This is a genomic window from Clostridium pasteurianum (assembly GCF_001705235.1).
Lineage (GTDB): Bacteria > Bacillota > Clostridia > Clostridiales > Clostridiaceae > Clostridium_S > Clostridium_S pasteurianum_A.
Genome location: NZ_MCGV01000001.1, coordinates 759,183 through 774,294 on the forward strand (window position 1 = coordinate 759,183; position 15,112 = coordinate 774,294).

At 31.4% G+C, this 15,112-nt stretch carries 14 protein-coding genes; 1 reads left to right on the forward strand and 13 read right to left on the reverse strand.

The genetic code is table 11. The features are described 5' to 3' along the window. Positions 1–38 precede the first annotated feature (38 nt). The 11 genes from BEE63_RS03515 to BEE63_RS03565 all read right to left on the reverse strand — a co-directional run bounded on the left by BEE63_RS03515 (position 39) and on the right by BEE63_RS03565 (position 13,124). Positions 39–1,436, reverse strand: coding sequence for an aminopeptidase (locus BEE63_RS03515; RefSeq protein WP_066020063.1), 1,398 nt, complete (start codon positions 1,434–1,436; stop codon positions 39–41). Between the two features lie 30 nt (positions 1,437–1,466). Next, positions 1,467–2,018 (reverse strand): 5-formyltetrahydrofolate cyclo-ligase, encoded by a 552-nt coding sequence (locus tag BEE63_RS03520; RefSeq protein ID WP_066020064.1) that lies wholly within the window; start codon positions 2,016–2,018, stop codon positions 1,467–1,469. After that, positions 2,002–2,922, reverse strand: coding sequence for an HPr(Ser) kinase/phosphatase (gene hprK / locus BEE63_RS03525; RefSeq protein WP_066020065.1), 921 nt, complete (start codon positions 2,920–2,922; stop codon positions 2,002–2,004). The genes BEE63_RS03520 and hprK overlap by 17 nt, the downstream gene beginning before the upstream one ends. A 38-nt stretch (positions 2,923–2,960) precedes the next feature. Beyond that, on the reverse strand, positions 2,961–3,935 hold the full coding sequence (glpX, locus tag BEE63_RS03530; protein ID WP_066020066.1) for a class II fructose-bisphosphatase: 975 nt from the start codon (positions 3,933–3,935) through the stop codon (positions 2,961–2,963). 770 nt (positions 3,936–4,705) lie between these two features. Further along, a complete protein-coding gene (locus tag BEE63_RS03535; RefSeq protein ID WP_066020067.1) occupies positions 4,706–5,071 on the reverse strand; it encodes a hypothetical protein in 366 nt (121 codons plus the stop codon). A 117-nt stretch (positions 5,072–5,188) separates the two neighbouring features. Further along, a complete protein-coding gene (locus BEE63_RS03540; RefSeq protein ID WP_066020068.1) occupies positions 5,189–5,428 on the reverse strand; it encodes a DUF2164 domain-containing protein in 240 nt (79 codons plus the stop codon). A 268-nt stretch (positions 5,429–5,696) separates the two neighbouring features. After that, a complete protein-coding gene (locus BEE63_RS03545; RefSeq protein ID WP_066020069.1) occupies positions 5,697–7,178 on the reverse strand; it encodes an L-fucose/L-arabinose isomerase family protein in 1,482 nt (493 codons plus the stop codon). A 16-nt stretch (positions 7,179–7,194) separates the two neighbouring features. Next, on the reverse strand, positions 7,195–7,818 hold the full coding sequence (locus BEE63_RS03550) for a DUF4867 family protein (RefSeq protein ID WP_066020070.1): 624 nt from the start codon (positions 7,816–7,818) through the stop codon (positions 7,195–7,197). Between the two features lie 230 nt (positions 7,819–8,048). Next, a complete protein-coding gene (locus tag BEE63_RS03555) occupies positions 8,049–9,194 on the reverse strand; it encodes an ROK family transcriptional regulator (protein WP_066020071.1) in 1,146 nt (381 codons plus the stop codon). 147 nt (positions 9,195–9,341) lie between these two features. Then, on the reverse strand, positions 9,342–10,844 hold the full coding sequence (gene xylB / locus BEE63_RS03560; RefSeq protein ID WP_066020072.1) for a xylulokinase: 1,503 nt from the start codon (positions 10,842–10,844) through the stop codon (positions 9,342–9,344). A gap of 204 nt (positions 10,845–11,048) precedes the next feature. After that, complete coding sequence (locus BEE63_RS03565) at positions 11,049–13,124, reverse strand: YhgE/Pip family protein (protein ID WP_066020073.1); 2,076 nt, start codon at positions 13,122–13,124, stop codon at positions 11,049–11,051. Positions 13,125–13,306: 182 nt separating this feature from the next. Between BEE63_RS03565 and BEE63_RS03570 the strand changes: the two genes are divergently transcribed. Then, complete coding sequence (locus tag BEE63_RS03570; RefSeq protein ID WP_066020074.1) at positions 13,307–13,867, forward strand: TetR/AcrR family transcriptional regulator; 561 nt, start codon at positions 13,307–13,309, stop codon at positions 13,865–13,867. Between the two features lie 42 nt (positions 13,868–13,909). On the opposite strand, the gene BEE63_RS03575 is transcribed toward BEE63_RS03570, so the two are convergent. Then, entirely contained in the window at positions 13,910–14,272 is a 363-nt protein-coding gene (locus tag BEE63_RS03575; RefSeq protein ID WP_066020075.1) for a DUF1634 domain-containing protein, read from the reverse strand. Then, positions 14,272–15,111 carry a sulfite exporter TauE/SafE family protein gene (locus BEE63_RS03580; RefSeq protein ID WP_066020076.1) on the reverse strand — a complete coding sequence of 280 codons (840 nt, stop codon included), beginning with the start codon at positions 15,109–15,111 and terminating at the stop codon, positions 14,272–14,274. The genes BEE63_RS03575 and BEE63_RS03580 overlap by 1 nt, the downstream gene beginning before the upstream one ends. Position 15,112: the final 1 nt, after the last annotated feature.

Here is a 15,112-nt window from a genome sequence, read left to right on the forward strand (position 1 = left end):
TTAGATTTATAGAATTTTTTTAATGTTACAAAGCACTGTTAATTATTTAAGAAAGCTGAATACCCATTTTTAGTTTCATAAATATCTGCCTTACTTGAAATTTCCCATGGTGCATGCATATTTAAAAGAGCAACTCCGCAGTCAATAACTTGCATACCGTATTCTGCAAGTATGTATGCTATTGTTCCACCGCCGCCTTGATCTACCTTTCCAAGTTCAGCAGTCTGCCAGCTTACATTTTCTTTGCCTAGTATTCTTCTAAGCTCTGCAATGTATTCGGCATTCGCATCATTACACCCTGATTTACCTCTTGCACCAGTATACTTATTGAAAACTATACCCTTACCAAAGTATGCACAATTTCTTTTTTCCATAACATCTGGATAATTAGGATCGAATGCTGCACTTACATCTGAAGAGAGCATTTCGGAATTAAATAATGCTTTTCTAAGCTTTAATTCATCATAATCTCCACATAAGTTCATAACTTCAGCCACTACATTTTCAAAGAACTTTGACTGCATTCCCGTTGCACCTATGCTTCCGACTTCCTCCTTATCAACAAGTATTGTCACACAGGTTTTTCTTGCTTTTTTCATTTCAACCATAGCTTCAAAAGAAGTGTAGGCACATATTCTATCATCCTGACCATAGCCCATTACCATGCTTCTATCAAATCCATAATCTCTAGCCTTTCCAGCTGGAACAACTTCAAGCTCTGCGGAGACAAAATCTTCTTCATCTATTCCGTACTTTTCATTGAGTATTTTCATTACATTCATTTTTACTCTTTTCTTTTCGTCTCCATCTTTAATTGGAATGCTTCCTACTAATATATTTAAATCTTCACCTTCAACAACTTTATTCCCCTTTTTAGCTGTTTGGTCGCCTGCAAGATGGACTAAAAGATCAGATACACCAAAAACAGGATCGCTATCATCCTCACCTACAGATACATTTATAATACTTCCATCCTTCTTTACAATAACACCATGTATCGCCATTGGAAGAGTAACCCATTGATATTTTTTTATTCCTCCATAATAATGTGTATCAAGCATGGCTAAATCAGTATCTTCGTAGAGAGGATTTTGTTTTAAATCAAGTCTAGGAGAGTCTATATGAGCACCTAATATTTTCATTCCATTACACATAGGTTCTTTTCCTATTAAGAACATTATTAGACCCTTGCCTCTATTATTGGCGTAAACTTTATCTCCCTCTTTTAATTCTTCACCTTTTACTATTAAATCTTCTACATTTCTGTATCCGTTTTTTTCAGCTACTTTTATAAGCTCTGTTACGCATTCTCTTTCTGTTTTGCATTTAGAAATAAAATTTTTAAATCTATCACCTAGAGCAAAAACTTTTTTTACCTCTTCATTGTCATATTTATTCCATGCATTTTCATATTTCTTCAATAAATCTTTTGACATATTCTAAACCTCCTAAATAATAAAATCCGTCTAATCTGTAATAATTTTATCAACTAGTACATCGTTAGAATCCATAATAACTTCTTCCACTACCTGAAAATCATAACAAATTCCTATCTTAACTGTTGATTTTGAAATAAGTTTCATATACCTGTCATAAAACCCTCCACCATAACCTATTCTCCCACCTTTTTTATCAAATGCCAATCCGGGAGCTAAAACCATATCTATCGTCTGAGGTTTTATATAATCTAAGCCTGTAGGCTCTAAAATTCCATAGTTTCCTTCTGTTAAATCATGTAATCCTTTAATTTCAAGAGCCTCCATACCTTTTTCTTTAGAAATAACCTTTGGTACAAAAACTTTTTTTCCATCAATAATTGCTTTGTTTATGATCTTATGAGTGTCAACTTCACTTTGGTAACTTACATAAACAAATATATTAGTTGCATCTTTATATTCTATGCTATTTATCACTTTATTATAAATTCTATTATCTTTAATTGACTTTATACTGGAGTCTAGACTGTCTCGCATGTCCAGCATTCTTTGCCTTAATTCCCTTTTATTCTTCTGAATCATTTTTATATTCTTCAATCCTATTATTAATAGTATCTACAGGAGATATTTTTCCGCTTAGATTATATCTATAACTAGCGGCAGCAGCCTCTATTATAACTGCAACATTTCTCCCAGGTCTTATTGGCAAAGTCATTTTTCTAACCGGAATATTCAAAATTTTTATATGCTCATCATCAGTACCAAGTCTGTCGTAGTCTCTTCCTTCTTTCCACTGCTCAAGGTATATTACAAGATCAATAGTCTTTTCTGATAAAACAGAACTAAGTCCATAAAGAACTGGAACATCAATTATACCCATACCTCTTACCTCAAGCATTCCCTCAGTTATGTATGGAGATTTACCTACGAGAACTGATTCTATTTCTTTTATATCAACAGCATCATCAGCAACTAATCTATGTCCTCTTTTTATAAGCTCAAGAGCAGTCTCACTCTTACCTATTCCACTTTCACCTGTAATTAATATTCCAAGACCGTATATGTCAACCAGCACCCCGTGAATCCTCGTTTCAGGTGCTAATTTTGTATCCAGATAATTCATTATTTTATTTATAAATCTAGTAGTCTGCATATTTGTCCTTAAAAGCCATCTGCCATATTCTTTAGAACACTCTAGCAGCTCCTTTTGCGGTTTTAACCCCTTAGCAAGAACAATACATGGTGTATCAAATTGAAAATATTTTCTAACCCTTTTTTCTCTTATTTCCTGACGCATTGCATTTAAAAAACTCCACTCACCCATGCCAATAACCTGAACTCTTTTATTACCAAAATAATCGTAAAATCCAGCAAATTGAAGTCCAGGTCTATTAATATCACTTACATTTAATTTTATGTCACTTTTTCCCTCTACTAAAACTTCTAATTGAAGATCTTTTATTATATTTTCAATACTTACAGACATTTACTATCCCCCCTTACCGTAATTCAAACATATTAATATTATTCTATCACTAATTTACTTTTATTCAAGTCATGAATAGCCTCTGTAAACCTTATTGTTCCTGTCTTAGACCTCATTACTATTGAATGAGTTTTTGCAGTTTCATTTTTAGAAAATACAATTCCTTTAAGAAGATCACATTCTGTTATAGCTGTAGCTGCAAAGAACACATTATCACTTTTAACTAACTCATCATTTGTCCAAATTTTATTTACATCTTTTATTCCCATCTTATGGCATCTATCGATTTCATTTTGATTATGAGGCACTAATTGAGCCTGCATTTCTCCACCCATACATTTCATTGCTGTAGCTGCTATAACTCCTTCTGGTGCTCCACCTGTTCCCATAAATATATCTATTCCAGTATCTTCAAAACCACATGCAAGTATAGCTGCAACATCTCCTTCACCAAATAACTTAATTCTTGCTCCAGCTTCTATTGCTTCTTTTATTATATAATCATGTCTTTCTCTCTCCTGAACTATGACAGTGAGTTCTGATATATCTTTATGTAAAGCCTTAGCTACATTTATAAAGTTTTCTTTTGGAGACTTATTTATATCTATAGCTCCTTTTGCTCCTGGGCCTACTGCTATCTTTTTCATATACATATCAGGTGCATGAAGTAAGCTTCCCTTAGGTCCCATTGCTATTACTGCAATTGCATTAGGTAATCCTTTAGATATTAAAATTGTTCCATCTAATGGATCTACTGCAATGTCCATTTCAGGCATATATTCTTTCCATATACCTAATTTTTGTCCTATATAAAGCATTGGTGCTTCATCTAGTTCTCCTTCACCTATTACAACTTGACCCCTTACTGGCATAAAACTAAAGGCTTTTTCCATTCCGTCTACTGCAGCCTGATCAGCTCCAATTTTATCTCCTCTACCCATATATTTTGAAGATGCTAATGCTGCTGCTTCTGTTACTCTTACTAAACTCATGGATATATCATTATCGAACATGAAGTTCCCTCCTTAATATAATTAAACATTTGTTTACAAACATTCTATACTATTCATAGGTTTTTATTATGTACCTTAAAATATTATTAACTTACATTTATAATCCTATTTATATAAAATACACTCATTTGTTTAAAAAAACCCAAAAGTATTATATCATATTGAATATATAAAACAAACCATTGCGGCATACATAATATACTTTTTCATAAAATTTTAAACCTTATCATATAAAATACTATTACATTACATCATGTAACCTGCAAAAATCCCAAGGGAATACCATAATATTTATTATAAATAACACTTTTCTCCGCTTCCCTGAAGAAATATTTTAACCTTAACTTTTGTCATAGTATCACTCACCTGCTGACGGGCGCAGCAATGTCAGCAGCCCTCAATAAAACTTGCTCCAAATTATAAATATTTTAGATAAGTATTTAAATTATTAAATGAAAATTACTAATCGTAAATATTAAGTAGCCAGTATTTTATGCAAAAGAATACCATGTCTACAACCCAAACCCCAGTTATGCTAAAATTCCGTAGGCACGGAGAAATTTTTTCCTTGCTTTACTCCAAAAGATAAGTAACAGTATTTTGGAAACGATTTAAATAGAACTCAATAAGACTTGCTCCAAATTATAAAAAGACTTAGAAATTTTAATTTGTTTGAGCTTTTTTTCAGCGAGTTATTAAAATTTCTTAGTATTTTTATAATTTGGAGCTTAGTCTTATGAGTTTTATTTAATGTTTCAAAATACTGTTACTTATCTGAGTTTCAGAGCATTTATTATTTTATCTTCCTGTTCCTTAGTAATTATATTACTATTTACTAACTTATCTAAAGCACTTATTTGTTTACTCTTACTTTGTTTACCAACGCTAGTTACAGTACCCATAAGAGAAGTTACTATTTTATTAGATTGATCTTTAGTTATAGTTTTATCATTTACTAATGTACTTAAAGTATTATCATAGTCTTTTTTTACCTGTGATTTATCAAATGTCTTTTTCACCTGATTTTGAGGATTCATAGATGTATTATTGTTGGCGCATCCAGTAAACATAAACATAGAAATATTTAGGGCCACAAATGCCATAATTAATTTATTAAAATTTTTGTGCTTTCTCATTTCAAATCTTCCCTTCTAAAAGTTTTTATATTAGTATCTTGCAACTTTTCATAACAAAATATACTCAAAACTTTCAGTAGGTAAAGTTCTACTATGATTATTTTTATAAAAAATACATTAAACTCTTTTTTGAATTTCTAGTAAGTCGTCAATTTTTTCATTCATATATTTATAAGAATCGTAAACTCCTTGATTATAAAATTCAGGTGCTAATTTCTCTATTATAAAATCCAAAATTAAACTTGAAGCTAAATCACCTAATTCTTCATCTCTTTCATTTAAGAAATAATCTTTTATTAGCTCAATCATATCTTTTCTTTTATCCTTATTTAAATCAATCTTACTGCTATCCATCATATATGTATATACCTCCACTTTAAATTTTCACAAACTCTATTAAATATAATTATAATGTATTACATTAATAATTATATATATAATAACCTATTTCAAAGAAAAAAACATGGATCTGCTGCATCGTATAGATTTCAATAATTTAGGCACAAAAATTCGAACTTTTTATGCTGTTTTTTTGATAACTCACCAAATTGTTGAGAGATTATATATAAACTAATAGCACACCAAATATCCTATAAGAATATTTGATGTGCTATATTAACTTTTATTATTTAAATGGATTCTCTGTCTTATATAACATTCCCTTTGGCTGATTAAATCCTATTTCTTTCACTCCTAAATATCTAAACAAATTATAAATTGCCTTTCCAAAATGTCCAAATGCAACAGCTCCATGATGTGGAAAATTATTTTCAACTAAAACATGACGATAAAATCTTCCCATTTCAGGAATTGCAAATACTCCAATAGATCCAAATGAACGTGTTGCAACTGGTAAGACCTCACCTTCTGCTACATAAGCTGTAAGTTCTGCTGCTGCATTACTTTGTAATCTAAAGAAAGTAATATCTCCTGGAACGATATCTCCCTCAATTGTTCCTCTTGTTATATTTGGCTCCTGATTGGGCTCTAATGCTCTTGCCATAATCTTTTGATTTCTCATAGTAGGCTTTATTAATTTGCATGCTGCTGTGTTACCGCAGTGAAAGCCCATAAATATATCTTTTAATGTATAATCATGTTTGCCTTTAATTTCTGATTCATACATATCTTTAGGTACTGTATTATTTATATCAAGTAATGTTACAACATCTTGGCTTATGCAAGTTCCGATGTATTCACTTAATGCTCCATAAATATCAACCTCACAGGATACTGGAATTCCTCTAGCTGTTAAACGGCTATTTACATAACAAGGAACACATCCAAATTGGGTTTGGAAAGCTGGCCAACATTTATTTGCAAATGCAACATACTCCCTTGATCCCTTATGTGCTTCTGCCCAATCTAATAATGTAATTTCATATTGAGCAAGTTTTGGCAAGATGCCGGGCATTTTATTGCCTTCTCCTAATTCCTTCGCCATATCAGCTGCTACTTCTGGAATTCTTGAATCATTTGCATGTTCATTAAATGAAGCAAATAAATCAAGCTCTGAGTTTTCTTCTATTTCAACGCCTAAATTAAATAACTGTTTTATAGGTGCATTACAAGCTAAAAAATCTTGAGGTCTTGGGCCAAAAGAAATTATTTTTAAATTCTTTAATCCAAGTAATGCTGTAGCAACTGGTACAAAGTCAGAAATCATACCAGCAACTTCTGAAGCTGTTCCCACTGGATATTCAGGAATATATGCTTTTATATTACGAAGTGCTAAATTATAGCTTGCATTTAACATTCCACAATATGCATCTCCACGACCATCAGCTAGATTATCTCCACTTTCTTCCGCTGCAGCCACAAACATAACTGGTCCATCAAATTCTTTAGCAAGTAAAGTTTCTGGACTTTCGGGGCCAAAATTTCCCAAGTACACAACTAACGCATTTACCCCTGCGTCTTTAACATCTTTTAAAACTTTTCTCATATCTTTTTCATTTTCTATAGCTATTTTGCATTCATAAATATCTCCATAAGATTCTTCGTAAACTTGAACAACTGCTTTTCTTCTATTTGATGACAATTCCATTGGAAAACAGTCTCTACTTACTGCAGCAATTCCTAATTTTACTTTTGGTATATTATTCATTTTTAATTCCCCCATTTTATTTTATTGAAATATTTTTTCCCTTTAAACCTATAAAAGCTCCCTGCTCACCTAAATCAGTTTCTTTATGTCCAATTAGCCACTTATTTTTAGCAAAAAGCAGTGCATCTTCTCTACCTTTTTGAATTTTATTTTCTAAAGGTAAATTTGTATTCTTGGGCAGTACTACAACACATTTAAATCCATCCTCCCTTGCATTACATGGTGCATAATGAAGAGTAGTTGCATAGACTTCAATTATTGTACCAGCTGGAATCTTAAAAGCTTCAATTTTAGATGTATCGTATGAATAATCATCTTCAATATCCTGCTCAGATCCTAAAAGCAATATCATATCAGTCACCGCTATGTTTATTTCAGATGAACAATGATATTCAACTGCATTTAACAAATAATTATTACCATTACAATACCCTATCTGTATCGGAAGCTCACCATATTCTCTTCTTTCTATTTCTTTAGCAAAGTCTAGATCTTCAAGTTCCTTAATTGATGGCTCGTATATAACATCATCTGGCAGTGGTGTATTTTTCATTTTTTCAATTATTTCTTTACAATCATAGTTTTTCAAAATCTGTCCGTATTTTTTAAATTCCTTATCCGTAACATTTTTAATAACCATTCTTTTCACCCTTTCCCCATGCAACTTTCAATATATTTTAGCAGCATTTTACTTCTCAAATACTGCTGCCCAGTTACTCCATATCATTTACTTCCCTAATATAATCCACATTGGCTGTGTCTAAAAAATTTCACCTTTAACATACTTCTGTTTGTATTTAACTTAGTAAATATGTTTTTAAAATTTGTTTATTAAGTTTGTAAAAATAATAAAGTGGTTTTACCACCCTATTATTTAATTTCCAAAAATTCCTCTATAGGCATCATAGCTGCCCCTAACAAGTATGATTCTTTAAAATTTGCAATACTAAAATTACAATTATTTTCATCGGTAAACAAATTATCTTTATATACATTCCTTTTTAAAATATTTATCTTATCTTTTAATAAATTATTTATGTCCCCGCCTATTATTACATTTTTGGCATCTAATATCATAATTAAATTTGATATTCCCAAAGCCAATATCTGCAAATACCTGTCCAGTATAACTTTAAAAGTTTCATCATTTTCATCATATTTTTCTTCAAACTCGTCTATATCTTTGATACTAGAATTAGTTTCTTCATTATAATTGTCAATCAAGCAGTTCTTAGATGTATACGCTTCTAAACAGCCTCTAGCTCCACACTTGCACTTCTTGCCACCAATTTCTATTTTCATGTGTCCTAATTCCCCTGATGAATTGTTGTCACCTCTATATATTTTGCCATCTATTATTATTCCAAGTCCTAAACCATCTGTTATTGAAACATATAATAAATTTTTCAAAGAATTTTTTTTACTTAAGAACTCATAGTAAGCAGATAAGTTAGCCTCATTATCTACATATATCGGTACATTTAAATACTGGAATCTTTCTTTTATATTAAAATCTCTAGTTCCAAGAAGATAAGAATATTTTATTGTTCCCTCATTAAAATCTACAGTTCCAGGTATTGAAATTCCAATTCCTAATAAATTTTGAAAATTTAAATCATACTTTTTTATTAATAAATCTATATTTTCCTTAAGCACTTCTATTAAATTTTCTATACTATCATTTTTATGCTTAATTTTTATGTTTTCAATTGTGTTTCTCTTTAAATTAACTAGAGTTATTTTTATATGATGTGGTGTTAGTGAAACTCCAATAGAATATCTACAATTGCCATTTAATTTAACAGCAATTGCCTTTCTCCCACCTGTAGACTCTAAAGCACCTACATCTTCTACAACTCCTTTATCCTTTAACTCTGTAATATTCGTAGAAACTGTTGTTATGCTTATATCTAGTATCCTAGAAATATCCAGCTTAGTAATCTCGTCTTTTTCTAATAATAATCGTATTATTTTTTTTCTATTAGTTTCCTTTATTTTACTGTGATTGACTTGCATAAAATTCAATCATGCTCCTTTCATCCATAGAGAACCAGAGGCAAAATTTAATTTATATAATATATAGAACACGCAATTTAATATAAGTTCATTATCCTTCTTACAGTACATTACTTAATAATATCGCTGTTACTATTTTAGTTAAAGCTAAATATCCTTAATTTTAGGATAAGCTGAATTATATTTTTCGTATACCTTTGAATACACTTCTTTTAAGTCCAAATTTGGCATAACTTTTGCATTTCCCTTCACAATTTTCGTGCAGGCATCCTCTACTGAATCATATATACCTACTCCAACTCCTGCAAGTATTGCCACACCAAGTGCTGGTCCTTCTGATGCCTTTACCGTGGTTAATGGATATCCAGAAATATCCGCCAATATTTGTCTCCATATACTGCTCTCTGCTCCACCACCACTTACTCTTATATCATTAATAGTTACATTCATACTTTCTATAATATCAAGGCAATTCTTTAAACTAAAACTTACACCTTCTAATATACTGCGCACAAAATCATCATGATTATTTATAAGTGATATTCCTAAAAATGCTCCCTTTACACTTGGATCTAAATGAGGAGTTCTTTCTCCCATAAGATATGGCAAATAAATTATCCCATTAGCGCCTGGCTTTGATTTTGCTGCTCTTTCTGTCAACAAATCATATATGTTAACTTCTTGTTTTTTACTTTCATCAATTTCGCTTTTACAAAATGTTCTTTTAAACCAATTCAGTGATAAACCTGCACCTTGAGTAACTCCCATTACGTGCCACTTATTAGGCACAGCATGACATAACGTATGCACTCTACCCTTTGTATCAAATCTAGGTGTATCTGTAGCCGCAAACACTACTCCTGAAGTCCCTATAACTGTTGATATTATTCCTTCGCTTACTATTCCATTTCCTATAGCTCCAGCTGCTTGATCGCCTGCTCCTCCTACAACTGGTGTATTTACTACAAGGTTTGTCAATTTAGCTGCCTCTTCTGTAACATATCCGCTAACAACAACTGATTCATAAACATCTGCTAATATATTTTTATCTATTTTTAACTCGCTGAGTAATTCCTCGCTCCAATTTCTAGTGTTTATATCTAGCATCTGCATGCCGCTTGCATCTGAAACTTCTGTTGCAAATACATTAGTTAGCTTGAATCTTATATAATCCTTTGGCAGAAGAATTTTATATATTTTCTTATAGTTATCCCACTCATTATTTCTAATCCATAATAATTTCGAAAGAGTAAAACCCGTTAAGGCAGGATTACCTGTTATTTTAATCAATCTTTCTTTTCCAATGGTACTTGTAAGTTCACTGCACTCTCTTTCCGTCCTTTGATCACACCAAATTATAGAATTTCTTATTACCTTGCAATCCTTATCTATCAAAACAAGTCCATGCATTTGTCCACTCAAACCAATTCCCTTAATATCAGAAGCCTGTACATTACTTTTTTCAATAACATCCTTTATTCCACTAACACAAGCCTGCCACCAGTCTTCCGGATTCTGTTCCGCCCAGCCTACCTGAGGTTGAAGCAAATCATAGCCGTAGATTGCAGTTTTTATTGTATTCCCTTCTTCATCAAATAAAGCTGTCTTGGTTCCTGATGTGCCAATATCCAAACCTAATAAATATCTCATAATAACCCCCTATTTTTATTCAAATATATTTAAACCTTTACTTATCATTTTAATTAACTTTTTAAATGTCCTTTAATAAGTTAATTTTACCTTTTTTTCTATCATTAGTCAATACATTTTTGTAATCTTTTTCATTTTAGTTCATCCTTTGTTACACACAAAAAAATAGCTGTCCTTTACTAAGAACAGCTACTTTAATATTCTTTATGCAGCTTCAGCAGAATCAGAATTACTACATTTTTTTATATTCCTTACACGACTAATTAATGTTTGGATAATGAAACCTCCAGCCAAAAATACTACCATAAAAGTTAATATTACTAATATATTGTGATTTAACACAGACTGATTTATACCTGATATAGTCATCCTAAGTGTACTTACAGAATAACTCATAGGAACTACTTTATTTACAATTCTAAAAAACTCAGGAGCTGTTTCGATTGGAAAAGTTCCACCCGAAGATGCAAGCTGCAATATTAATACCACAAACATAACCGCTCCACCTAAAATACCTATAGCATAAGATAGCCCATACATAACACTAAAAAACGCTACCGAAATAAATGCATTAATCACACAAAATTCAGGTATGCTTACTGGATTAATCTTAAGTCCATTTAGAAGCGTAAAGCTTAAAATGCACGACTGTAAAATCACAAGACCAGATCCTATTATAAAACTGCCAGCAAAACTATTAATTAGCTTACTTTTAAATAAATTTAATTTTTTAACAATCGAAATTATAACGCTTATAAACATTGCACCTATCCATAAAGATAGTGATATAAAATATGGTGCTAAGCCTTCTCCATAGTACTTCACGCTATTTATAGAACTATCCTTTAAAGTTATAGGATTTGAAACAAAATTAGACATATTATCAGCATTAAATTTAAGGTTATCATTTATTTTATTATACCCTGCATTTAATCCGTTGTTAAGTTTTCCTGTTCCATCATTAGCAGTCTGTATTCCACTTGTAAGTGCTTTTGAACCACTGCTTAACTTATCTAAACCAGCTTCCAGTTCATCAGTCTTATTAACAGCAGTATTCAAGCCAGTTAATACATTTCTACTACCATTTTGAAGAGTATTAGCTCCTGCAATTAACTTGTCTACACCTGCAGCTGCTTTGTTTTGACTATCTTCTATTCCTGATGATAATGCACTAACTCCATCCGAAACTCCCTGGGTACCACCTTTAAGCTGATTCAGATTGGTAGAAAGCATGTGAGCTGAAGCAGCTGCTTTATTTAATGGTGCTTCACTACTATTACCTACATTTGTACCACTTATTTTGTTTAATGCTGTAATGGAAGCTGTAAGCTTATATTTATCTTCATCACTTAAGTTTGAATTATTAATAGCTGCTAGTTCACTATTTAATACAGAATCCGCTCCCTTTATTCCATTTGTTAATGCTCCAAATGAAGTATCAAACTCACTTGCACCATTTGCAATTAAACCGGTTTTATAATTAAGCTCAGAAGCACCATTCACTAATAAAGGAAGCTTGTCATTGGGCATAGTTAAATTACTTTTTAATGTATTTAAGCCATCAATTAAAACTGGGTACCCACTAACTATTTTATCTTGACCACTAGCAATAGTTTGTAATCCTGCTTGAAGATTTTTAGAACCACCTGCGGCAGTATTTAGTCCATCTGATAATTGGCTGCTTCCCATAACAAGCTTCTCTGTACCAGCTTGTAACTGCTGTGTTCCGTCAGCTGCATCTTTAATAGACACCTTTACATTCACTAAACTGTTTACTAGACTTTTAGAAATTTCCTTTTGTACATTTGAACTTACATTTTCCTTAATGCTATCAGCAACCTTTGATGACATTTGAGAGAATACAAAATTTTTCCCTTGGTTTCCTATATATATTATTTGAGGAGTTTTAAATTTTCCATCTTGAGCGCTTGCAACACTTTGAGAAAAGTTTTTAGGAATTTCTATAACTGCATAGTACTTAGTCCCTTTTACTCCATCAATCGCATCTTTATAGCTTACAAATTTCCAATCTACCTTCTTATTACTTTTAAGATTTTTTTCTATATCTTTTCCTAATGAATATTCTTTACCATTTCTTGTAACACTATTATCTAAATTCACAAACGCAACCGGCACATTCCCAAGACTATTATAAACATCCCATATACTTTCAAGGTAGGCGAAAGAGTACATGGTTGGCACAAATATTACTGCTGCAATTACTATAGATAAAATCGTTATTGTAAGCTTTTTGTTCTCCTTAATATTTATTAATTTCATGTGGGTACCACCTTTCTTTTTTATAATCACACAAATTAGACGCTTGCATTTTAATCAACATATGTGTATTATAAGATACATGTTGTATATGTTCAATCATTAATATCAAGAAATTTGACGATTAATAGACATTTATTCAACATATGTCTATTAATAGACACAATATTAAGGAGGTTTCATTTATGAAAGAACAAAAAATTGATAGACGTGTACGTAAAACCAAAAGTGCTCTGCTGAAATGTTTAACAAAGCTCATGTCTCAAAAGAAACTAAACGATATTACTGTAAAAGAACTTACAGAATTAGCTGATGTGAACAGATCTACTTTCTACCTTTATTATAAGGATATATTTGATATGGTAGAACAAATAGAAACAGAAATGTTTGATGAATTTATAAAAATTTTCCAGAGTCTTAATAAGGAAAATGATAGATATGCAAACTTTCTATCATTTTATACTTATATCTTTGAATATGTACAAAGCAATGCTGAAATATGTAAAATATTACTTGGACATGATGGTGATTATGCATTTATACAGAAGTTTAAAGATGCTATTATGCAAACAAAACCTCCATTTAATGGAGCCATTTCTGAAATAAAGATTCATTTTTTAAGACCTTTTATCATATCAGGCTTTATTGGTGTAGTACAGCAGTGGCTAGAAGATGGTTTAAATGTTCCACCTAAAGATATGGCAATTATTATGACTGAAATAAATAGCACTGCTATACACCCATAGATTTAAATACATGATTTTTTATAAATGCCTTATTATATCCCTCTATTCCACTTTTCCAAGAACAAAGCTTATAATTAATATTATAAAAACAAAAGTTGTTATTTTTACGTACAAATAATCCTTTTCCTTAAAAAACACAATTATAGATACTCCAACACGCATAACAGGAGTGATTATGAGAATTAAAATACCTGTGAGCATTATTGCATAAGATTTAAATGCAATAAGTCCCTTTATTATATCAACAGGACTTTTTGGATAATAATTAGATTTATATCCGCTGTTACCGGTTACCAAAAACATGACTAATCCTATACAAATTACAATAGCACTCAGTACAACTCCAGCTCTTAGAAAATTGCTAACAACAATCTCCATATCCTCCATTTCACTCTTCTCTTTCATTAAAATTTCACCCCAAATCCTTTTACAATCATTTCAATTCCAGCATAAGCAACAACCGGCACAAAAATCATTCTTATAGTTTTACTTTTTAAATTCTGCATTATTTTTGTTCCTACAGTTGCACCAATAAGCACTCCAAGAGCCACCGGTGCAGCTATTTTAGGATCAATATTACCTCTTAGAAGATACACACCTGCACTTGCTGCTGCCGTAACACCTATCATAAAATTACTTGTAGCACTAGATACCTTAAGAGGAAGTCTCATAAACATATCCATTGCCATAACTTTAAACATTCCACTTCCTATACCAAGAAGGCCTGATACTACTCCAGCAACATACATCATTCCAAACCCGCTGTATATACCAGTAACATTATAAGAAATATTTTTATCTAAAACTTTATCATAATACTCACCATTTAATTTTAGCTTATCGGCAATGGGATGAGCTTCTACATGCTGGGGTATTTCCTCGCCTTTTTTCTTAAACATCTGAAATGCTGAATAAACAAGAAGAATTCCAAAAATCAAATATAAATATTTTGTATTAAGTAATCCACTTACAAAAGCCCCTGTTATAGCTCCTGTAGTAGTTGCAATTTCGAGAAACATACCTATTCTCATATTAGTTATTTTATCTTTTACATAAGCTACTGCTGCACCACTTGATGTTGCAATTACAGATACTATACTTGCACCTATTGCATATTTTATGTCTATTCCAAAGACCAAAGTTAAAACTGGCGTTATTATTATGCCTCCTCCAAGTCCAAGAATAGCTCCAAATACGCCTGCTGCAATCGATATAATGAATATTTTTAAAGCTAAAATAATCACT

Bases quoted from the DNA above. Each gene is read 5' to 3' on its own strand.
- BEE63_RS03545 (WP_066020069.1), bottom strand. From the start codon at position 7,178: ATGAATAATATACCAAAAGTAAAATTAGGAATTGCTGCAGTAAGTAGA.
- xylB (WP_066020072.1), bottom strand. From the start codon at position 10,844: ATGAGATATTTATTAGGTTTGGATATTGGCACATCAGGAACCAAGACA.
- glpX (WP_066020066.1), bottom strand. From the start codon at position 3,935: ATGTTCGATAATGATATATCCATGAGTTTAGTAAGAGTAACAGAAGCA.
- BEE63_RS03520 (WP_066020064.1), bottom strand. From the start codon at position 2,018: ATGATTCAGAAGAATAAAAGGGAATTAAGGCAAAGAATGCTGGACATG.
- BEE63_RS03570 (WP_066020074.1), top strand. From the start codon at position 13,307: ATGAAAGAACAAAAAATTGATAGACGTGTACGTAAAACCAAAAGTGCT.
- BEE63_RS03565 (WP_066020073.1), bottom strand. From the start codon at position 13,124: ATGAAATTAATAAATATTAAGGAGAACAAAAAGCTTACAATAACGATT.
- BEE63_RS03515 (WP_066020063.1), bottom strand. From the start codon at position 1,436: ATGTCAAAAGATTTATTGAAGAAATATGAAAATGCATGGAATAAATAT.
- BEE63_RS03555 (WP_066020071.1), bottom strand. From the start codon at position 9,194: ATGCAAGTCAATCACAGTAAAATAAAGGAAACTAATAGAAAAAAAATA.
- hprK (WP_066020065.1), bottom strand. From the start codon at position 2,922: ATGTCTGTAAGTATTGAAAATATAATAAAAGATCTTCAATTAGAAGTT.
- BEE63_RS03550 (WP_066020070.1), bottom strand. From the start codon at position 7,818: ATGGTTATTAAAAATGTTACGGATAAGGAATTTAAAAAATACGGACAG.
- BEE63_RS03575 (WP_066020075.1), bottom strand. From the start codon at position 14,272: ATGAAAGAGAAGAGTGAAATGGAGGATATGGAGATTGTTGTTAGCAAT.
- BEE63_RS03540 (WP_066020068.1), bottom strand. From the start codon at position 5,428: ATGATGGATAGCAGTAAGATTGATTTAAATAAGGATAAAAGAAAAGAT.
- BEE63_RS03535 (WP_066020067.1), bottom strand. From the start codon at position 5,071: ATGAGAAAGCACAAAAATTTTAATAAATTAATTATGGCATTTGTGGCC.